This is a genomic window from Streptomyces camponoticapitis (assembly GCF_014646115.1).
Taxonomy (GTDB): domain Bacteria; phylum Actinomycetota; class Actinomycetes; order Streptomycetales; family Streptomycetaceae; genus Streptomyces; species Streptomyces camponoticapitis.
The window spans coordinates 78,382-97,437 of record NZ_BMMV01000020.1 but is presented as its reverse complement, the minus strand read 5'-3'; the positions used below and the strand labels follow the sequence as shown (position 1 = coordinate 97,437).

General features: G+C 67.6%; 20 protein-coding genes. 19 read left to right on the top strand and 1 reads right to left on the bottom strand.

Annotated elements, in window-relative coordinates; all coding sequences use genetic code 11:
* Positions 1 to 25 precede the first annotated feature (25 nt).
* A complete protein-coding gene (locus IEY79_RS26765; RefSeq protein ID WP_189110184.1) occupies positions 26 to 1,558 on the bottom strand; it encodes a hypothetical protein in 1,533 nt (510 codons plus the stop codon).
* Positions 1,559 to 1,970: 412 nt separating this feature from the next.
* Here IEY79_RS26765 and IEY79_RS26760 point away from each other — a divergent pair, with 412 nt between their 5' ends.
* From IEY79_RS26760 to IEY79_RS26675, 19 genes are all read left to right on the top strand, one after another.
* Positions 1,971 to 2,849, top strand: coding sequence for a hypothetical protein (locus IEY79_RS26760; protein ID WP_189110183.1), 879 nt, complete (start codon positions 1,971 to 1,973; stop codon positions 2,847 to 2,849).
* A gap of 129 nt (positions 2,850 to 2,978) precedes the next feature.
* The gene (cpaB, locus tag IEY79_RS26755; protein ID WP_189110182.1) at positions 2,979 to 3,692 is read left to right on the top strand and encodes a Flp pilus assembly protein CpaB; all 714 of its coding nucleotides are present in this window, start codon (positions 2,979 to 2,981) and stop codon (positions 3,690 to 3,692) included.
* A gap of 7 nt (positions 3,693 to 3,699) precedes the next feature.
* Complete coding sequence (locus IEY79_RS26750; RefSeq protein ID WP_189110181.1) at positions 3,700 to 4,944, top strand: CpaE/TadZ family protein; 1,245 nt, start codon at positions 3,700 to 3,702, stop codon at positions 4,942 to 4,944.
* A gap of 81 nt (positions 4,945 to 5,025) precedes the next feature.
* Positions 5,026 to 5,442 (top strand): TadE/TadG family type IV pilus assembly protein, encoded by a 417-nt coding sequence (locus IEY79_RS26745; RefSeq protein WP_189110180.1) that lies wholly within the window; start codon positions 5,026 to 5,028, stop codon positions 5,440 to 5,442.
* Position 5,443: 1 nt separating this feature from the next.
* A complete protein-coding gene (locus IEY79_RS26740) occupies positions 5,444 to 5,824 on the top strand; it encodes a TadE family protein (protein WP_189110179.1) in 381 nt (126 codons plus the stop codon).
* Positions 5,825 to 5,887: 63 nt separating this feature from the next.
* On the top strand, positions 5,888 to 7,183 hold the full coding sequence (locus IEY79_RS26735; protein WP_189110178.1) for a TadA family conjugal transfer-associated ATPase: 1,296 nt from the start codon (positions 5,888 to 5,890) through the stop codon (positions 7,181 to 7,183).
* Between the two features lie 70 nt (positions 7,184 to 7,253).
* Complete coding sequence (locus IEY79_RS26730) at positions 7,254 to 8,195, top strand: type II secretion system F family protein (protein WP_189110177.1); 942 nt, start codon at positions 7,254 to 7,256, stop codon at positions 8,193 to 8,195.
* A 20-nt stretch (positions 8,196 to 8,215) separates the two neighbouring features.
* Positions 8,216 to 9,106, top strand: coding sequence for a DUF5936 domain-containing protein (locus IEY79_RS26725; protein ID WP_189110176.1), 891 nt, complete (start codon positions 8,216 to 8,218; stop codon positions 9,104 to 9,106).
* A gap of 58 nt (positions 9,107 to 9,164) precedes the next feature.
* On the top strand, positions 9,165 to 10,496 hold the full coding sequence (locus tag IEY79_RS26720; RefSeq protein WP_189110175.1) for a sensor histidine kinase: 1,332 nt from the start codon (positions 9,165 to 9,167) through the stop codon (positions 10,494 to 10,496).
* A 101-nt stretch (positions 10,497 to 10,597) separates the two neighbouring features.
* Positions 10,598 to 11,704 carry a response regulator transcription factor gene (locus IEY79_RS26715; protein WP_189110174.1) on the top strand — a complete coding sequence of 369 codons (1,107 nt, stop codon included), beginning with the start codon at positions 10,598 to 10,600 and terminating at the stop codon, positions 11,702 to 11,704.
* Positions 11,705 to 11,925: 221 nt separating this feature from the next.
* Complete coding sequence (locus IEY79_RS37530; protein ID WP_229701144.1) at positions 11,926 to 12,159, top strand: hypothetical protein; 234 nt, start codon at positions 11,926 to 11,928, stop codon at positions 12,157 to 12,159.
* A 2-nt stretch (positions 12,160 to 12,161) separates the two neighbouring features.
* Positions 12,162 to 12,830 (top strand): pilus assembly protein TadG-related protein, encoded by a 669-nt coding sequence (locus IEY79_RS37525; protein ID WP_229701143.1) that lies wholly within the window; start codon positions 12,162 to 12,164, stop codon positions 12,828 to 12,830.
* Between the two features lie 30 nt (positions 12,831 to 12,860).
* Positions 12,861 to 13,445, top strand: coding sequence for a hypothetical protein (locus tag IEY79_RS26705; RefSeq protein WP_189110172.1), 585 nt, complete (start codon positions 12,861 to 12,863; stop codon positions 13,443 to 13,445).
* The gene (locus IEY79_RS26700) at positions 13,445 to 14,113 is read left to right on the top strand and encodes an OmpA family protein (protein WP_189110171.1); all 669 of its coding nucleotides are present in this window, start codon (positions 13,445 to 13,447) and stop codon (positions 14,111 to 14,113) included. The genes IEY79_RS26705 and IEY79_RS26700 overlap by 1 nt, the downstream gene beginning before the upstream one ends.
* Before the next feature lie 277 nt (positions 14,114 to 14,390).
* Positions 14,391 to 14,624, top strand: a complete 234-nt coding sequence (locus IEY79_RS26695) for a hypothetical protein (protein ID WP_189110170.1) — start codon at positions 14,391 to 14,393, stop codon at positions 14,622 to 14,624.
* A gap of 379 nt (positions 14,625 to 15,003) precedes the next feature.
* Entirely contained in the window at positions 15,004 to 16,452 is a 1,449-nt protein-coding gene (locus IEY79_RS26690) for a polymorphic toxin-type HINT domain-containing protein (RefSeq protein WP_189110169.1), read from the top strand.
* A complete protein-coding gene (locus tag IEY79_RS26685; RefSeq protein WP_189110168.1) occupies positions 16,452 to 16,844 on the top strand; it encodes a hypothetical protein in 393 nt (130 codons plus the stop codon). Before IEY79_RS26690 ends, IEY79_RS26685 begins: the two co-directional genes overlap by 1 nt.
* A 102-nt stretch (positions 16,845 to 16,946) precedes the next feature.
* Positions 16,947 to 18,656, top strand: a complete 1,710-nt coding sequence (locus IEY79_RS26680) for a Hint domain-containing protein (protein WP_229701142.1) — start codon at positions 16,947 to 16,949, stop codon at positions 18,654 to 18,656.
* On the top strand, positions 18,656 to 19,048 hold the full coding sequence (locus tag IEY79_RS26675) for a hypothetical protein (RefSeq protein WP_189110166.1): 393 nt from the start codon (positions 18,656 to 18,658) through the stop codon (positions 19,046 to 19,048). The genes IEY79_RS26680 and IEY79_RS26675 overlap by 1 nt, the downstream gene beginning before the upstream one ends.
* The last annotated feature ends 8 nt before the right edge of the window (positions 19,049 to 19,056 follow it).

The following is a 19,056-nucleotide window of genomic DNA, read 5'->3' as shown; positions in this document are numbered from 1 at the left end:
GGCGAGTGTGCTCCTGTCCCCGAGATCAGTTCGCACAGTAGCTGTACGGCACATAGCTGCGGTTGTCCCCCTGGGGCGCACCCAGGAACTGCGCGTTGTTGAGGTTCTCCTCCTTCTTCTCGGTGGACACCGAGAAGCCGAAGCTCAGCCCCAGGTTCAGCTCGAAGCCGTACTCCGCGGCCTCCGTCTGCCCGGTGTACGTGTTCTTGCTGGAGAGGCCCTCGTCGAAGAGGAGCTGGCCGAACGGGTCGTCCGCGCCGGGCCGCTTCGTCGGTGCGTGGTCGTCGAACATGTAGGCGAACGGTGCCCCGTTGTCGCCGGTGCCGTCGAGCCACTTCTGGGCTACGGCGCGCTGCTTGGCACCCTCGGCACCGGGCTTGAGGACGATGGAGTTGGTGACGACCTCGATACCGGTCTGGTTGTCGGTGCCCTTGGCGCTGCCGCTGCCGCCGCGCTTGTCGTCGTCCGTCTTGCCGTTGTCGCCGCCGACGGTGACGCCGTCCTTCGTGGCGCCCTTCTCGACGGTGCGGGTCATGTCGATCCGCAGCAGCTCACCGGTCGTCTTGTCGTGGCTGACGGTGATGGTGCCGGTCTGCGTGTTGGTCGCGCTCGACTCGCCGCTGATGGGCCCGGCCTCGTAGCCGACCTTGCCCGTGTACTCGATGGCCGCGCTGTACGTGTACGACTTGAGGTTCCGGTAGTTGTTGTCGGTCCACGTCACCTCGGGCGAGAACTTGAAGCTGCCGCCGAGCGTCGCGCTGAGCTTCTTCTCGTCGCCCGCCGAAAGCTTCATACCGCCGGCGGCGCTGGCCTCCAGGCCCACCTTGCCGTAGCTGATGTGCCGGTTTCCGAGCTTCTCGTCGATGCGCTTGCGGAGCTGCTCCTCCTCGTACATCGGACCGCTGTTGAAGAAGTACGCGATGCTGTTGCCCAGTCCGCCGCCACGGGAGTTGGCGTGCCGGTTGGCCAGCTCGTACGTCTTCAGGTCCTCGATGTCGTCGCGGAACTTCGCCGCGTCCTCCTCGCTGTCGAAGACCCAGGTGTCCCCGTTGGTCACCTTGATCCCGGCACCGAGCTCCACCTTGTCCGAGCCGAACTTCCCGACCTTGGCGCCCGGCTTCCAGTCCTTCTTGGCGGCGATGGACGCGGCGTCGGTGAAGGTCATCATCACCTGCTGGTCCTTGTCGTCGACCTTGCCGTCCTTGTTCACGTCGGTCTTGGACTGGAAGGTCTGCTGCTGGAAGCCGTACTCCTCGCCCCACTCGATGAACAGCAACTTGCCCTTGGCGCCCGCCTTGTCGCTGATCGAGGAGATCTGACAGAGCGGCGGCTCGTAGTCGGCGTCCGTCTTCGGCGCGGACCGGGTCTGCTTCCCGTCGCCGGGGGTGCACGGCCCGAACGAGACCAGGCACTTCAGCTGTTCGGCGATGGTCCCGTCAACTCCGGTGCCCACCATGGCTCCCGCGACGGCCGCGACCACCACGACCATGCCCACGTACTCGGTGGCCGAGGTACCGCGGTCGCCCCGTGGCCGTCCCCGTACCAGTTCCCGTCTCATCCGACCGTCCCCCTCGGTGGCCGTACACCTTCGCGTGTACGAATCGATTCGGAGCGTACGGAGGGCCCGGCACCCGTGGCGTGGGTCCGTGGACCCAACCCGGACCCAAAGCGCCCCAGTTGCCTGGTGGGCGCAGATCGGGTCGGCTAGTTTCGAGATCAAATGAAACATGGGTTAACGCCTGACTGCTTCGCCCGATTTTGGTGGTGCATAGCGTGAGAGCGCCGTACCACTGGCATCGGTGAGGTGTTCTCTGTGCCCAAAGTCGTGGATAAAGTGCTGAGCGGCAGTTCCGGCCGACGGAGCACGAGGACCGCCGGACCAGGACTACCGAACACCGAGCAGCAGTACGCAGCAGAAGAGAGAACTGCGGCCGCCGGAACTCCGACGGCCGAGCTGAACGGGGAACCAGGTGTCAACCGCCATAGCTGTCACCAGTCACGACCTGGTGCTGCCACCCACCGACCAGCAGACGCCCCCGGCGGCCCTGCTGCAGGCGCCCGATGCCCAGCCTCTGGAGGCTGCGCTCGCGGACATGCAGGTTCTGGTGGAGCAGCACGGTTATGTCGTCGCTGTCTACCCCGCCTCCATCTCGGTGGCGCACGAACAGCGGCTGCACACAGTCCGTTCTGTCCTGGAGAGCGACCGTATCTCCCTCCTCAAACTGGACCTTCCGCCGCTCGGGCTCGCCGTACTCGTGCGGCAGCTACGGCAGTTGTCCATCTGCGACTTCAGTGCCGGCGTCGTCGCCTCGGCCGCGCGCCTGCTCTCCCACTACATCCACGCCGGCGCTCTCCTCAACTCGGTCACCAAGCTCGACCGCGTCCCTGTCAGTCTCAAGTCGCACGCCAAGTCCTGGGTGCCAGGCTCCCAGTTCGGTGTCCTGGCCAACCCCGACCCCCAGTTGATCAAGATCGGCAACGGTGAACTCACCGGACCCGAATTCGGCACCCAACTGCTGGTCGGAAAGGGGCAATTGCAATCGGACTGGGTGACGGCGACACTCGCGCCCGCCTGGCGGGTACAGGGAGTGCAGGAGATGTCACTGCTCTCGGATTCTCCACGCTGGTGGGGGACGTCCAAGATGATCGAATTCGCCGCGTTCCTGCCGGATATCTCCGTTCTTTACCAGCTGGTTTCATCCGTACGTCGAGAGGTGTGCTCCTGGTGCGGTCTCGAACTGATCGGTGATCGCTGCGGATTCTGTTCGGCTCCGCTGTCCGCGCCCGAGAACCAAACGAACAGTTCAGGTGTCCTGAACCAAGGAACACCAACGCGCCACGGGTCGTAACCCGCCCGCCAGGCGGTCCGTACGGACCGGAGGCAGGCGGCTCCCGGTACGTGCGGCAACCGCTTTCCCCGTGTCCCTGCCCGCCCAGCCAGTCCCCGTCCCACGTCTTCGAACGAGGTTGTCCCGCTCATGAATTCACGGCAACGCCGCGGCATCATTCTTCTTCTCCTCTCGGTCCTCTGCGCCTTCGGCGCCTTCGCCGGCGTGCTCTCGGTGATCAGCGACGTGAATTCGAAGGTCGGACCCGAGGTGCCCGCGTACCGGCTGAAGGCGGACGTCGCTCCGTACACGGCGCTCGAAGAGGGGCAGTTCGAGAAGATAGAGATGCCCAAGCGCTGGCTGTCCGAGAACGCGGTCACCGACCTCTCGGTCGTCACCGGCAAGATCGCGGTCACCCAGCTCAAGAAGGGGTCGCTGCTCCAGGACGACATGATGGTCAAGCGGCCCGCCCTCGCCAACGACGAGCAGGAGATCGCGATCATGATCGACGCCGCGACCGGCGTCGCGGGCAAGATCAACGCGGGTGACCTCGTCAACATCTTCGCCACCTTCGCCGCCGAGGACCAGGACGGAAGCGCCCAGTCCCGGATCATCGTGCCCAACGCCAAGGTCATCGACGTCGGTTCGCTGACGCCGCTGGAGCCCAAGGAGGACGACCGGGGCAGCCGCAGCGGACCGAGCTCGGCCGTCCCGATCACCTTCGCCCTCAAGACCAAGGACGCCCAGCGCGTCGCCTACGCCGAGTCCTTCGCACAGCACGTACGCCTCGCCCTGCTTCCCGACGACAGCCCCACCACGCTGCGCCCCGGGGAGAGCACCTACACCCTCGAAGGGGACAAGTGAGGGACGAATGACGACCAGAATTCTCCCGGTCGTCGGTGACGCCGACGCCGCCCGATCCATCACCAGCCTGCTCAGCCAGCTCCCCGAAGCGGAGCCGGCCGGGCCGGTCGGTGACTCGACCTCGCTGATCGACACCCTGGCAAGGCTGGCCGCGGAGTCCATCGACGAACTACCGGAAGTGGTTCTGGTACATGAGCGGATCGGTCCCGTCCCAGCCCTTGAGCTGATTCGGGAGGTGGCCCTCCGCTTCCCGGCGGTCGGGGTCATTCTGGTCACCGCCGACGCGAGTCCCGGGCTCTTCTCCGCCGCGATGGACTCGGGCGCGCGGGGACTGGTCGGACTCCCGCTCTCGTACGAGGAGCTCGCCCAGCGCGTCCAGGCCGCCGCGGCCTGGTCCGTGGGCGTACGCAAGCACCTGGGCCACGGCGGCGACGTGTTCACCGGCCCCGGTGGCACCGTCGTCACCGTGAGCGGGGCGAAGGGCGGCGTCGGCACGACCGTGGCCGCCGTCCAACTCGCCCTCGCCGCGAAGGCGTCGGGCATGACGGTGGCGCTGGCCGACCTGGACCTCCAGGCCGGCGATGTCGCCTCCTACCTGGACGTGCAGTTCCGCCGCTCGATCGTGGACCTCTCCACCATCCAGGACATCTCGCCGCGCGTGCTCCAGGACGCGCTCTTCACCCATCACACCGGCATCGGGCTGCTGCTCGCGCCGGGGGAGGGGGAGCGGGGCGAGGAGATCAACGACCGCTCCGTACGCCAGATCGTCAGCGCGCTGCGCAACCGCTACGAGGTCGTGATCATCGACTGCGGTACGCAGACGACGAGCGCGAACGCGGCGGCGATCGAGATGGCCGACACCACCCTGCTGCTGACCACGCCGGACGTGGTGGCGGTACGGGCGGCCAAGCGCATGGTCAAACTCTGGGACCGGCTCCAGATCCGCAAGGCGGAGGAGACGACGATCGTGGTCAACCGCTATATGCGGAACACCGAGATCCAGCCGCCGCTCATCGAGAAGATCACCAGCACCAAGGTGTCACGGATGGTCATCCCGGCGAACTTCAAGGAGCTGCACGCGGTGGTCGACGCGGGCAGGATGCAGGACCTGGACTCCAAGTCGACGGTGAAGCAGGCGCTCTGGGGGCTCGCCGGGGAGCTCGGACTGGTGAAAACCCCCGAAGGCGCGGAGAAACAGGGGAAGTTCAAGGGAGACCGGGGCTCGGTCGGCGTCCGCCGCGGACGATCGTAACCATGACAGAGGGATGACGGGGATGGCGGGGACGACGGGGATGACCAGAGGGATGACAAGGCTGAGGGGGCACGTTGAGCCATGAGCAATCCACAGATACGGGCAGATGAGCGCGGCACGGCGGCGGTGAGGGCGCGTCTGCGCGACGACCGCGGCCAGGCCGCGGTCGAGTTCACCGGCATGATGCCGATCATCCTGATCACGGCCGTCATGCTCTGGCAGGCCGCGCTGGTCGGCTACACCTTCTCGCTCGCGGGCAACGCGGCGGACGAGGCGGTGCGCGCCGGGACCGCGGCGTACGCGCCGATGCGCCAGCAGGTCTGCGAGGAGGCCGGCCGGAAACACCTGCCGGACGCCTGGAACGCGAACATCGACTGCTACACGGACGGGGACCTCTACAAGGCGGAGGTCGACCTCGACGTGCCGCTGCTCTTCCCCGGCTCGGTCAGTATCCCGATCGAAATTCCTGGCCGGTCCGCCGCCGTGAAGGAGAGCTGAGATGCCGAAGCGATTCCTCCACCGGAAGACCGACGCGGAGCCCAGGGAGAAGGGGCAGGCCGCGATAGAGTTCGCCGGCCTCGTCACTCTTATGATCTTCGTCGGCCTCGCCGCCGTACAGCTCGGCCTCGTCGCGTACGCCGTGCAGCAGGCCGGCACGGCCTCCCGCGCCTCCGCCCGCGCGGCCTCCACGCTGGACACCGACTACGTCCAGGTCGGCAGGGACTCCATGAGCGACTGGCTGGCCGAGGACGCCACGTTCGACCGGGAGCCGGCCCTCGGCGACGAGGTCAAGGTCACCGCCCGTGTCCCCGTCCCGGCGATACTCCCGGTCTTCGATTTCGGGGACGCGGAGAGGACCGCCACCATGCCGCTCGACTGACCGAAGCGGCAGCGCACCCGCACCACCCGAGCATCACACCAGCATGATCTGGGAGTTGAGGACATGAGCCTGAGGGCACGCATCAACAGCCCTGAGCCTTCGAACGGGCTCAGCGAGGAGAGCCTGCTCGTCGGCGTGTACCGGGGCAAGCTCCTCGAAGAGATCGACCTCGCGGAGATGTCCTCGCTGGCCGCGGCCGAGCGCCGGGCCAGGCTCGAACGGGTCCTCGGCCACATCATCAGCCGCGAGGGGCCCGTCCTCTCCTCGGGCGAGCGCTCCCAGCTCATCCGCCGCGTCGTCGACGAAGCCCTCGGCCTCGGCATCCTGGAACCCCTGCTCGAAGACGCGTCCATCAGCGAGATCATGGTGAACGGCCACGAGCAGGTCTTCGTGGAGCGCAGCGGCCGACTGGAGATGCTGCCGATGCGGTTCACCTCCAACGAACAGCTGATGCAGACCATCGAGCGCATCGTCTCCACCGTCAACCGCCGTGTGGACGAGGCGAATCCGATGGTCGACGCGCGACTGCCGTCCGGCGAGCGTGTCAACGTCATCATCCCGCCGCTGTCGCTGAGCGGGCCCATCCTCACGATCCGGCGATTCCCCCGGGCCTTCACCCTTCAGGAGATGATCGGACTCGGCTCGCTCGACGAGCAGATGATGATCCTGCTGTCGGGGCTGGTCCGCGCGAAGTTCAACGTGATCGTCTCCGGCGCCACCGGTACCGGCAAGACCACGCTCCTCAACGCCCTGTCCGGTCTCATCCCGGACGGGGAGCGCATCGTCACCATCGAGGACTCCGCCGAACTCCAGCTCCAGCAGCAGCACGTGATCACGCTGGAGACCCGTCCCGCCAACGTGGAGGGCAAGGGCCAGGTCACCATTCGTGACCTCGTACGCAACTCCGGTGAGACGCTCGACATGCTCCAGGCGATGTCCACCGGTCACGACGGGTCACTCGCCACCGTGCACGCCAACAGCGCCGAGGACGCCCTGATGCGACTCCAGACCCTGGCGTCCATGTCGGAGGTCGAGATCCCCTTCGTGGCGATCAAGGACCAGATCAACAGCGCCGTCGATGTGATCGTCCAGCTGACCAGGCACGCCGACGGCTCCCGCCGGGTCACCGAGATCGCCATCGTCGACTCCCACGGCCGCGAGGAGTACCGGATCGTCTCGGTCTGCCGCTACCTTGCCCAGCCCATGGCGGCCGACGGACGGATCCACGGCCACTTCGAGTACTACCCCCTGCCCCGGCGGATCGCGGAACGCCTCTACATGCGCAGCGAACCGCTTCCTCCCGCCTTCGGCGTCGCCGATTCCGAGGAGCAGCTCGCGCTCCGGAAGTCGGCCGCCTGACCGCGGGCCGGAAACACCCGCCCCCATAACCGTCCCTGCCCGCCGCTCACCCAGAAGGTCCCCGCACGACATGGATAATCTTCCGCTCCTGACGATAGGCATCACGCTGCTGACGTGTGTGCTCGGCGTCATCGGCGTGCACGTCTACTCGGCGGGCAAGGCCCAACGGCAGGTGCTCGTCGACCGGATGTCCCAGACGGGCCAGATGGCGACGGTCGGCGGCCGGCGACGGCGGTTCGTCGGGCTCGACCGCAGGCTGCGCACCACCGGCATCGGCAAGCGCATCGACCGCAAGATCGCGGTCACCGGCCTCGATCTGACACCGGGTGAGTACTTCATCTATGTGCTCGCCGGTCTGCTCGGTCTCTACTTCATCATCGGCGCCATCTTCGCGCCGTTCTTCGGAGTACTGGCGGCCCTCGTCGGCGTATGGGGCGGCAACGCGTTCCTGAACTGGCAGCGGGTCAAGCGGACCGAGGCATTCATCAACCAGCTGCCCGAGCTGACCCGCGTACTCGCCAACGCCACCCAGGCCGGCCTCGCGATGCGTACGGCCCTGATCATGGCCGCCGAGGAGCTGGACAACCCGGCCGGCGAGGAACTGCGCAGGGTGGCCGACCAGTTGGCAGTCGGGCACTCCCTGGACGACGCCCTCGGTGAGCTGGCGGAACGGCTGCCCTCCCGTGAACTCGTCGTGCTCGTCACGACGCTGATCCTCTCCAGCCGCGCCGGTGGCCAGGTCGTCAGCTCGCTGCGCAACCTCACCGAGACGCTGGAGGAGCGCAAGGAGACCCGGCGAGAGGTCAAGACGATGCTCTCCCAGATCCAGGTCACCGCGCTCGCCGTCCCGATGCTCGGTCTCGGCTTCCTGCTGATGATCAACGCCACGACCCCCGGCGCGCTGGACAAGATGACCGGCTCGGCGCTGGGGCAGATCGGCACCGTGGTCGCGTTCGGTCTCTACGGCGTCGGTTTCTTCTTCATCCGCCGCATGTCCCGCATCCAGGTCTGAGAAAGGAGGGCACGCACATCATGGAACTTCTGCTTTCCGCCCTCATGGGGCTCGCCGTCTACGGCGTCTTCCACGGCGTACGGCTCTACCGCGCCGACGCCAAACTCCCCAGCGACCTGGCGATCGCGCTGGAGGTCGGCGCCACCCGGACCACCGCCGTCGGCTCCGGCATCGACCGGATGGGCATGCGCTACGCCCCTTCCGTGCTGCGGATGATGGGCCCCAAGCGGGTCGACGCCCTGCGCCGCCGCCTCGACATGGCGGGCAACCCGGGCGGTATGACCGTCGACCGCTACGCGGCCCGCCGGGCCGTGTACGGCGCCCTCGGCGCGATGGCCGCGCTCTCCCTGATCGTCCGTGGCCAGACGGTCATCGCGGTCGTCGCCTTCGCGTACGGCATGCTCTGGACGGACGTCATCATCCGCAGCGCCATACGCAGGCGCCGCGCGGACATCGAACGCACGCTGCCGGACTTCCTGGACGTCCTCGCGGTCGTGGTCTCGGCGGGCCTCGGCTTCCGCCAGGCGCTGGAGCGTGTCGCGGAGAAGTACAAGGGGCCGTGGTCGGACGAACTGCGCATCACTCTGCGGCAGATGGACATGGGCGTCAGCCGCCGCGAGGCGTTCGACCAGCTCCGCAAGCGCAACGCCTCCGAGCAGGTGTCGATGTTCGTCACCGCGCTCCAGCAGGGCGAGGAGCTCGGCGCGCCGATCGTCGACACCCTGATCCAGATCGCCAACGACATGCGCCGCACCGACGCGCAGAACGCCCGGCGCAGCGCGGCACAAGCGGTACCGAAGACCACCCTCGTCGTGACCATGGTGATGCTTCCGGCGACCATGATTCTTATCGTGCTCAGCTTCTACTACGGTTCCGGCGTGGACTTCGGAGAGATTCTCTCCGGAGGCTGAGGCAACAGATGAACGCGTCGACCCGAGACCCATGCACCCGAGCGGGAGGTGACCCCCAATGGCCCCACGGTCCACGACTCTGACCGGCGGAATCCGCAGCGAGATCCCAAGTGTGGCGACCACGCCGAACCACATTCCCTCGCTGCCGATCCAGGTCAACGCCCTTCAGGCGCTGTGCCGTCAGACGTTCGGCTTCCGGATGGCGATGATCGTCCTGGCCGCGCCGTTCGCCCTCGACCGCACGGCGCCGGGATTCGCCACCTGGCTCGTGGGCTCCTCGGTGCTCGTCACCTTCATGGTCTCGTACATCCTGCTGCGGGACTGGGAACGGTTCGGGCCCATCCTGCTGCGGCACCCGTCGCTGCTCGCCGTCGACATGCTGTTCGGCGCGCTGCTGCTGGCCACCGCGTCCCCGGACTCGACTCTCGCGTACGTCACCATATGTACGCCGCTGCTCGCCGGACTGGTCTACGGCTGGCGGGGCGCGGCGCTCTTCGCGGTGCTCCAGTCCCTGATCGTGGGAGGTGCCTACGCCGTCAACACCGAGGTGGACGTGGCCTTCAACGCGCTTCTCCTGCCGGGCCTGTGCATCGTCGCCGGTGCGATCGGCAGCACGCTGCGCAACCTGATGCTCGGCTTCGGCACCGCCAGCCAGGCACTCACCGAGGCCCGCGCCCGGCTCGCCGTCACCGGCGCGGTCGAGGAGGAACGGGCCCGGCTCGCCCGCGAGATGCACGACTCGGTGGCCAAGACGCTGCACGGGCTCGCGATGGCGGCCGACGGTCTGGCCAGCACGGCCGACCGGATGGACCCGCTCACGGTCAAGCACCAGGCGGAACTCGTGGCGCGCTCGGCCCGCCGGGCCGCCGCCGAGTCCCGTGAACTCCTCTCCGACCTGCGCCGGGAGTCCGGGCTGGACGGCGGGGTCGACGTGGCCGCCGAACTCCGTTCGCGCACCGAGGACTTCGGCCGGCGCCATGGCCTCCAGGCGTCCTTCCGGCAGCTCGGCGAGACGGGTATGCCGCCCATTCCGCACGCCGTGGCCCGGCACGCGCTGACCATCGCCACGGAGGCCATGGAGAACGCGCAGCGGCACGCGCACCCGACGTACGTCGACGTCTCGGCGGGGGTGGTGCGCGACGTGCTGCGTATCAGCGTGTACGACGACGGGCAGGGCCTGCCCGAGGGCACGTCGCTCGAAGACCTCAGACGGGCGGGCCACTTCGGCCTCGTCGGCATGGTGGAACGCGCGGCGTCGATCGGGGCCCGGATCCGTATCGGCAGAGGCCGGGCGGCCAAGGGCACGGAAGTACGCCTGGAACTCTCGCTCGACGCTCTGGGCCTGTCCCGGGGCGGACTGTCGCAGCAACCCGCACCGATGCTCAACTGACCGCGCGGCGAAGGCCCGTAGCGACCCGCACCGCTGCTCGCACCGACGACCCGCACCACCAACCAACCACCGTTCCCACCCATGGAGAGGAGGCCGCAGCCATGCCGGACGACATCTCACGGAGTTCCGGGCAGCACTGGACGCAGCAGTCGCACGTATCGCAGCACTCGTCCTCGCACGCCACCCCGCTCAGCTCGGAGCACACCGCCGGAGTCCCCACGTCAGCACCGCCGGCGGCATCCGAAGGATTCCCCGCCCTTCCAGGGCCGATGCCCACCGCGCCCCCACTGCGCGTCGTGGTCGCGGACGACAACCCGGTCGTACGAGCGGGGCTGACCGTCCTGCTGTCAGGCCGCGACGACATCGAGGTCGCCGCGGAGGCCGCCGACGGCCGCCAGGCGTACGAACAGACGGTCCAACACCACCCGGACGTCGTCCTGTTGGATGTCCGGATGCCGGGTGTCGACGGGATCTCCGCCCTGCCGCATCTGGTGCGGCTCGCGCCGGTGCTGATGATGACGTACAGCCGCGAGAGCGAGATCGTCCATGAGGCACTGCGCCTCGGCGCGGGCGGCTATCTGGTCCACGGTGAGTTCACCGCCGACCAACTGGTCGCCGCCGTACGGGACATCAAGCAGGGCCGGGCCCACTTCACCCACTCCGCGTCCAGCGCGCTGCTGGCGAGTGTGCGGGGCGCGGGCGGCGCGGACCCGGGCGCCGGAGCGCTTCCCGAGGGACTCGGTACGGCGTTCACCGGCCCCGGCTACCAGCCCGCGCAGCCGGGCCATTCGTCTGCGAACGCACACGCCGGCCAGGGCCACCCGCCGTACGTTTCTCCCTCAAACCGGCAAGTAACACCCGGTAGCCGGGAGTTGAACCAGCAACAATTTGCTCCTGGGTCTTCGCTTTCGCAAGCAAATGTGGCACATTCATCTCAAGGACAGGCGATGCCGGGGATGCCCGGCGCGGCCGGGGCGGCCGGTTCACCGGACAGCCTCTACTCGGAGCTGAGCCAGCGGGAGGTGGAGATCATGGACCTGATCGCGTCAGGGATGACCAACCAGCAGATCGCCTCCGCCTGCTTCATCAGCCAGAAGACCGTCAAGAACCACATCAATCGCATCTTCGCCAAACTGAACGCCGGCAGCCGGGGCGAGGCAATCGCGTTCTGGCACGGAGCACGAGGGGGGTCGGCCGGTCGTGGCTGAGCGTGCTGGGGGCCGTGTAGGCCGAGGTATCAAGAAGGGGACCCAGTCGGCGAGTTGGGCCCGGAGCTGGGCCTTGGGGCCCATGCCGGGCGACCTGGTGCCGCCGTATGTTTCTCATGTCGCCAGCGAGACCGGCCAGGAGGAAGCCGGAAGCGCGGGAGACACCACAGATTCGTACGAGTCGGCCGGACGACGGCCGGCCGACACTCAGGGGGATTCTCATGTCGAACGTCACGCTGAAGGCCGCCACCAACGCCAAGCTCTCCGTGGGCACCTGGGCGAACACGGCCGTCGCGGCGATGAAGCGCCGGAGCGACAAGGGTCAGGGCGCGGTCGAGTACGTCGGCGTCATCGTGCTGGTGGCACTGATCATCGCCGCGATCGTGGGCTCGGGCGTGGCCGACGAGATCGCCGGCGGTCTGTCGGAGAAGGTCGGCGAGATCCTCGGCGGCTGACAGTGCGCGACACCCGCGAGGCAGGGCAGGCCGCTCCCATCTACATCACGATGGTGGCGGGCCTGCTCTTTCTCGCGCTCGCGTTCTTCGCGGTCGGCCAGGCGGGCGCCACACGTAACGGTGCCCAGTCCGCCGCCGACGCGGCAGCACTCGCGGCGGCCCAGGAATCACGGGACCAGTTCCGTCTCGACCTTCTGGGGAATCTTCTCAACCCCGGCTATCTGGACGACATCTTCAACGGCAACCCCCTCGGGACCTTCAACGGCTGCGTCGCGGCCGGTCGCTTCGCCGAAGAGAACGACGCGGACGTGGATGTGCCCGCGGGCGGATGCGGCTGGACGGGTGACGGCAGGTGGGCGTTCACGGTCCACGTCGTCACCAAGGAGACGATGGGCGACAGTGTGCTCGGGGAAGAAGCCGACAAGAAGGCCAAGGCTCACGCCACGGCCGTTGTCGAACCCCGGTGCAGCTTCGAGCCGGCGGAAGAAGACGAGGACTCCGAGGAAGGTTCCGAGGAGCCCGATGAGGGAGACGAGGGAGACGAGGGCGAAGAAGAGCCTGTCTCCCCGGGTGAACTCGTCTGTGATGGTAAGGGTCTGACCATCGACCCGGTGAACCCCGTGCTGCCTGACATGTCTGTCCTGTTCTCCGTCCGACTGGCCGAGGACTGACCGCGAGTGAACGCAAAGGATCATTTACTGATGAATATCCGGCATGGAATGAAGGCCCGTAGGGTGGCGGGCTGCGCCCTCGCGGCCGTGGCGCTGACCGTGTCTCTGACGGCGTGCGGCAGCGGCGACGACGGCTCGAAGGACGACGGCGCGTCGTCGTCGGCCCCGAGCGGGGACAAGTCGAACGACGACGGCGGCAACACGGTGCCGGACACCAGCCAGACTCTCGCGACCATCAACGGGTCCAACGGATTCCAGGTGGTGATCAACACGGCCACCCGCGACGACGGCGGTTTCCTGACGGTCTCGGGGACCATCAAGAACACCAACGGCGACAGCACCCAGGTGCCGCTCCAGTGGAACGGCCAGGAGAACCAGGTCAAGCGCACCGGCCGGTCCCTCGCCGGTATCACACTGATCGACAAGGCCGAGAAGAAGCGCTACTACGTCCTGCGGGACACCGACGGGTACCCGCTGACCACGACGGGCATCACCCGTATGGACGGCAACGCCACCGAGAACTTCTTCGCCCAGTTCCCGGCGCCCCCCGAGGGCACGTCCGAGGTCGACATCCAGGTTCCGCTGATGCCCAACGCGACGATTGAGATCTCCTGATGCGTGCCACCACGGCGCGCACGCGCCGGGCCATGGTGCGGCCGGCGGCGACGGCCATCGCCGCCGCGGTCCTTTTCACCAGTGTTCAGTTCACGATGGCGGCGAGCGCGTCGGCCGACGAGTCGCCGAGCACCCCGCCCGGCACGGAGTCGACATCGCCGCCGCCCGAGGTCGACGGGAACAACCCGGGACTGAAGCTCCGTGACGGTGCCACTCTCGCTCCGGCGAGGGTGCTGCCGATCATCTCCGTCGTCGAGTCCGAGGGCGGTGAGGAGCGTCGCGAGGACACCAGCGAGACGGTGAAGTTCGCGCTCCAGTCCGAGGTGCTCTTCGGCAAGGACAGCGCGAAGCTCTCCAGCGCCGCGAACGACCGAATCGCCGCCGTGGCGGCGGAGATCGAGAAGCAGGGCGCCCAGAAGGTCCGGGTCTTCGGCTTCACGGACAACCTGGGCTCGTCCGCCCATGGCGACGTCCTCTCCAAGCAGCGCGCGCAAGCCGTGCACGGAGTCCTGGAGAAGGAGCTGTCCGCCGCCGGCATCACGTACGAGATCCGGGGTTACGGCGAGCAGTACCCGATCGCGGACAACGGCAACGAAGAAGGACGCAAGAAGAACCGCCGCGTGGAGATCTCCTTCCCGCGCGGGGACACGGACAGTTCCCAGAACTGATCCGCCGGTTCCGTCCCGGGGCCTCCCGGCCGGTGTCGTATGCGCGTCGCATACGACACCGGCCGGTTTTTGTTGCCGCCGGGCCCAAGCCGTCGCTTGGGCCTCAGGTTGGGCCTGGGGTTGGGCCTTGGGGCCCATGCCGGGCCACCTGGTGCCGCCGTATGTTTCTCATGTCGCCAGCGAGACCGGCCAGGAGGAAGCCGGAAGCGCGGGAGACACCACAGACTCGTACGAGTCGGCCGGACGACGGCCGGCCCACACAACAGGGGGAAACCACATGTCGAACGTCACGCTGAAGGCCGCCACCAACGCCAAGCTCTACGTCGGCACCTGGGCGAACACCGCCGTCGCCGCCATGAAGCGCCGGAGCGACAAGGGCCAGGGCGCGGTCGAGTACGTCGGCGTCATCGTCCTGGTCGCGCTGATCATCGCCGCGATCGTCGGCTCCGGTGTCGCGGACGAGATCGCCGGCGGCCTGTCCGACAAGGTCGGCGAGATCCTCGGCGGCTGATCCACCGGACTCGCAGCGAGCAGGGCAGGCCGCACCCATCTCCGCCAGGACGGTGCAGGACCTGCCCTTCTCGTATCCGCGACCCATATGACCCCCCACCTCTGCCCCGACCGCCGGTACGACAGGCGGCCGGGGCAGTGCCCTGTCCCTCTGCCCTCTGTCGCTCGGCCGCCCGGGAACTGAGCCCGGTATTGGGCCCTCGGGCCCATGACCCGGGCCGAGTTGGCGCCGTAGCGTCGCGTCTATGTTGCCATCGGGGGTAGTTCGTCGGATTCGTCATGTCCGACGTCGGACACGGCAGTCCCTGCCGCGCACCGACGTCCGGCTGCTGGGCGCTCTGCGGAGGTCGTCGCAGCGGGGGCAGGGGGCGATCGAGTATGTGGGTCTGATCGTTGTCGTCGCGGCGATCGTGGGTGCGTTGGTCGGTACGGGGGTCGGGCCGGCGCTCGCCGATGGGATCAGTACGCAGGTCTGCAAGATCACCGGCGGTGGCGACTGCGGCGGTGGCAGTGACACCGTCGCCGAGGACGGTCAGGGTGATGAGGGCGGCGAGGAAGCCCCGCCCGGCGGCACGGACGACCCCGCTTCCGATCCCGGCGACGGCAACGGAGGCAAGTCCCAGACCGAGCTCGATTACGACGCGGCTCTGAAGGAGTTGCAGGACGCTCAGGCGGCGGAGCGGAGCGATTCGGACAAGGCGAAGGAAGCCGCGAAGGAGCTTGCGAAGATCCTCGCGGATGAGCTGGGTATCACGGATGCTCTGGACTGCATCACCAAGGGTGACATGGGCGCCTGCACGGAGACGCTGATCAATGTGCTGCTCAGTGTGGTCGGTGGTGCGGTGGGGAAGCTGGCGGCGAAGTACGGCGCTCCGTGGAAGTGGAAGAAGGCTGTTGAGCTGGTCAAGAAGCTCAAGAAGCACGGCGGGGATCTGTACGACGGTCTCAAGGGTCTGATCAAGAACCGCAAGCGGGTGGACGACGCGGAGGACAGACTCGCCGACGCGAAGAAGAAACTCGACCAGGAGAACAAGGACAAACCCAAGGACGGCGACAAACCGGAGGACAAACCCGAGGACCAGCCGGAGTCCTGCGCCGTCAAGCACAGCTTCCTGCCCGGTACTCCCGTGCTGCTCGCCGACGGCCGTCGTATGGCGATCGACAAGGTGCGGGTGGGTATGCGCGTCGTCGCGACCGACCCGGAGAGCGGTCGTACGCGGGCCCGTGCGATCGAGCGGACGATCACCACGTACGACGACAAGGACTTCACCCGCCTCACGGTCCTCACGGACTCGGGCACCGAGGTTCTCACGGCGACCGACACGCACCCGTTCTGGCTGACGGACAAGGGCCGCTGGGCGGACGCCGGGGACATCGTGGCCGGGGACGACCTCCGTACGCCCGCGGGGACTTCCGTGCAGGTCACGGCCGTCGACCGCTACACCAAGCGGCAGACCACGCACGACCTCACCGTCAACGGCATCCACACGTACTATGTCGTCACCGGTGACACACCGGTCCTGGTGCACAACAACGACTGGTGCACCGACGAGGAGCGGCTCGAAGACGCCGGCGACATCGCCAAGGGGCACGCGAACGACAAGCACGCGAAGGACTTCCCCGGCGTCTCGGCGGACGAACTCGGCAAGCTCACCACCGACGTCATGCAGAACCCCTCGCGGACCAAGTCCCTCGGCAGCGGCCGGAAGGCGTACCTCGGCAAGGACGGCACGACCATCGTGATTCACGATCCGACGCATCCGGACGGCGGAACCATCTTCCGCCGGGACCCGACGACGCTGGACGACTACTGGGAGGAACTCAACTGATGGCCGGAAGCGACGTGGCGGCGAGCGCCCTGCTCGCCGACGACGAGACCGCGTTGCTGCGGCGGGCCCTCCTCGAATGGGGCGGTCCCGCCCGGTGCGGCGATCAACTCGCCGTCGGTATGGGGTTCGAGAGCGAGCGCGACCTGCTCGACCAGTGCTCCCGGCTGCGGCGCGCGCTCGCCGACGACGTGCCTCTCGCCCCGGTCGAGTGGGCTCGGATCCTGCTGGCCGTCGAGATCGTCTTCGTCAGCGACCTGGTCGGCACGGGCTTCGAGTGGCCGACGACCACCGGGCGGAGTGACGAGACGACCATCAAGTCGCTCCGGTCGATCCAGCGGAAACTCCGGGGAACGGTCAGGCCGTACTACGGCGGCACTCCGAGCGACTCGTGACGGTGCGCCAACCACGGGAACTGCGGGGGCCGTTGCTGTAGTCCTGTACTGGCAGAGGCCGACGTATAGGGGGAATGGGTCGTGCGTCGATTCCGGCACAGGTTGCGCACATGGGTCCTGCCACGTACCGACGCGCGCCTGCTGGGCGCTCTGCGGAGGTCGTCGCAGCGGGGGCAGGGGGCGATCGAGTACGTCGGCCTGGTTGTCGTGGTCGCGGCGATCGTGGGTGCGTTGGTGGGTACGGGGGTCGGGCCGGCGCTCGCCGATGGGATCAGTACGCAGGTCTGCAAGATCACCGGCGGTGGCGACTGCGGTGGTGGCAGTGACACCGTCGCCGAGGACGGTCAGGGTGATGAGGGCGGCGAGGAGATCCCGCCCGGCGGCACCACTGGTGATCCCGCTTCCGACACGGGCGATGACACCGGCGATGACACGGGCGACGACACCGGCGATGACAGCGGCGAGAAGTCCCAGACGCAGATTGACTACGACGCGGCTCTGAAGGAGTTGCAGGACGCTCAGGCGGCGGAGCGGAGCGATTCGGACAAGGCGAAGGAAGCCGCGAAGGAGCTTGCGAAGATCCTCGCGGATGAGCTGGGTATCACGGATGCTCTGGACTGCATCACCAAGGGTGACATGGGCGCCTGCACGGAGACGCTGATCAATGTGCTGCTCAGTGTGGTCGGTGGTGCGGTGGGGAAGCTGGCGGCGAAGTACGGTGCTCCGTGGAAGTGGAAGAAGGCTGTTGAGCTGGTCAAGAAGCTCAAGAAGCACGGCGGGGATCTGTACGACGGTCTCAAGGGTCTGATCAAGAACCGCAAGCGGGTGGACGACGCGGAGGACAGACTCGCCGACGCGAAGAAGAAACTCGACCAGGAGAACAAGGACAAACCCAAGGACGGCGACAAACCGGAGTCCTGCCCCGTCAACCACAGCTTCCTGGCGGGCACTCCCGTACTGCTCGCCGACGGGCGCCGGATCCCGATCGAGACCGTACGGACCGGCCAGCGGGTCACCGTCACCGATCCGTCCAGCGGCCTGACCACCGCCCGCCGGGTCGTCCGCACCATCACCACCCACGACGACAAGGACTTCACCCGGCTCACGGTCCTCTCCGGCTCGGGCACCGCGGCCCTCACGGCCACCGACACCCACCCGTTCTGGCTGAGCGACCAGCGGCGCTGGGCGGAGGCCGGGGACATCCGGCCGGGCGCGACGTTCCGTACGTCGACCGGCGGGGCGCTGGAGGTCATGGATGTCGACCGCTACACGCGTCAGCGCACGACGTACGACCTGTCCGTCGAGGGCATCCACACCTACTACGTGGGTCTCGGCTCTCAGGAAGCCCTCGTCCACAACAACGACCCGTGCGACAACCCGGACTACGACAAGGATCCGGAGTTCGGCATCACGGACAAGAAGCACGCGGAGATCGACAAGCGCCACGGCGCCGACATCGCGGACGGCGTGGACTACAACGTCAAGCGCATCAAGTCCAAGGACCAGCCGGTGGAGGGCGAGACCCCCGAGCAGGCCGCGCAGCGGATCAAGAACGCCGACGACCACATCATTCCGGGCACGGACGGCGATCCGACGAAGATGGCCGAGTACTTCGCGAAGTTCCGGGACAAGGAATTCACCCACCACGACCCCCGGCCGCCGGACCCCAAGAGGCCGAATTCCCAGTCGGACGCTCTCTACGATGACGAGAAGGGCGTGGTCATCCTCAAGAACGGCACGATGATCCACGGCTACAAGATGTCCCGGGCGGAGTTCGACCGTCTGTACAGCAAGGGAGCGAAGCGCAACTGATGAGCAGCGAGGTGGAGATCCGGCGCGGCCCGGAGAACGGACGGTATGTCCTGATGGTCGACGACCGTCAGTTCCATCTGCTGCGCCGGGCGGTCGTCGTCTTCCTGCACCGGGAGGAGTCCGCCGCCGTCCGTGCCCTCGTCACCGGCGCCGAGGAGATCACACTGGCGGGGCCGCTCCAGCTGGACGCGTCCTACGACGACGTGGTGCCGGGACCCGTACAACTGACGTTCGCGCAGTTCCACGCGGTGTACGGGATCCTCACGTCACTGCCGACCGTCACCTGGACCGAGGAAGAGTTCGTCGAGAGGGTCGGGGACTTCCGTGAGAGCGTCCTGCGGATGGCGCTTCTCCTGCGCTCGGGTCTGCTGAGCTCGGGGCTGCCGGTATGAGGAATCGG

Coding starts and splice junctions, on each gene's coding strand:
- IEY79_RS26765 (WP_189110184.1), bottom strand. CDS start 1,558: ATGAGACGGGAACTGGTACGGGGACGGCCACGGGGCGACCGCGGTACC.
- cpaB (WP_189110182.1), top strand. CDS start 2,979: ATGAATTCACGGCAACGCCGCGGCATCATTCTTCTTCTCCTCTCGGTC.
- IEY79_RS26730 (WP_189110177.1), top strand. CDS start 7,254: ATGGATAATCTTCCGCTCCTGACGATAGGCATCACGCTGCTGACGTGT.
- IEY79_RS26725 (WP_189110176.1), top strand. CDS start 8,216: ATGGAACTTCTGCTTTCCGCCCTCATGGGGCTCGCCGTCTACGGCGTC.
- IEY79_RS26720 (WP_189110175.1), top strand. CDS start 9,165: ATGGCCCCACGGTCCACGACTCTGACCGGCGGAATCCGCAGCGAGATC.
- IEY79_RS37530 (WP_229701144.1), top strand. CDS start 11,926: ATGTCGAACGTCACGCTGAAGGCCGCCACCAACGCCAAGCTCTCCGTG.
- IEY79_RS26745 (WP_189110180.1), top strand. CDS start 5,026: ATGAGCAATCCACAGATACGGGCAGATGAGCGCGGCACGGCGGCGGTG.
- IEY79_RS26705 (WP_189110172.1), top strand. CDS start 12,861: ATGAATATCCGGCATGGAATGAAGGCCCGTAGGGTGGCGGGCTGCGCC.
- IEY79_RS26700 (WP_189110171.1), top strand. CDS start 13,445: ATGCGTGCCACCACGGCGCGCACGCGCCGGGCCATGGTGCGGCCGGCG.
- IEY79_RS26675 (WP_189110166.1), top strand. CDS start 18,656: ATGAGCAGCGAGGTGGAGATCCGGCGCGGCCCGGAGAACGGACGGTAT.
- IEY79_RS26695 (WP_189110170.1), top strand. CDS start 14,391: ATGTCGAACGTCACGCTGAAGGCCGCCACCAACGCCAAGCTCTACGTC.
- IEY79_RS26685 (WP_189110168.1), top strand. CDS start 16,452: ATGGCCGGAAGCGACGTGGCGGCGAGCGCCCTGCTCGCCGACGACGAG.
- IEY79_RS26740 (WP_189110179.1), top strand. CDS start 5,444: ATGCCGAAGCGATTCCTCCACCGGAAGACCGACGCGGAGCCCAGGGAG.
- IEY79_RS26750 (WP_189110181.1), top strand. CDS start 3,700: ATGACGACCAGAATTCTCCCGGTCGTCGGTGACGCCGACGCCGCCCGA.
- IEY79_RS26735 (WP_189110178.1), top strand. CDS start 5,888: ATGAGCCTGAGGGCACGCATCAACAGCCCTGAGCCTTCGAACGGGCTC.
- IEY79_RS26715 (WP_189110174.1), top strand. CDS start 10,598: ATGCCGGACGACATCTCACGGAGTTCCGGGCAGCACTGGACGCAGCAG.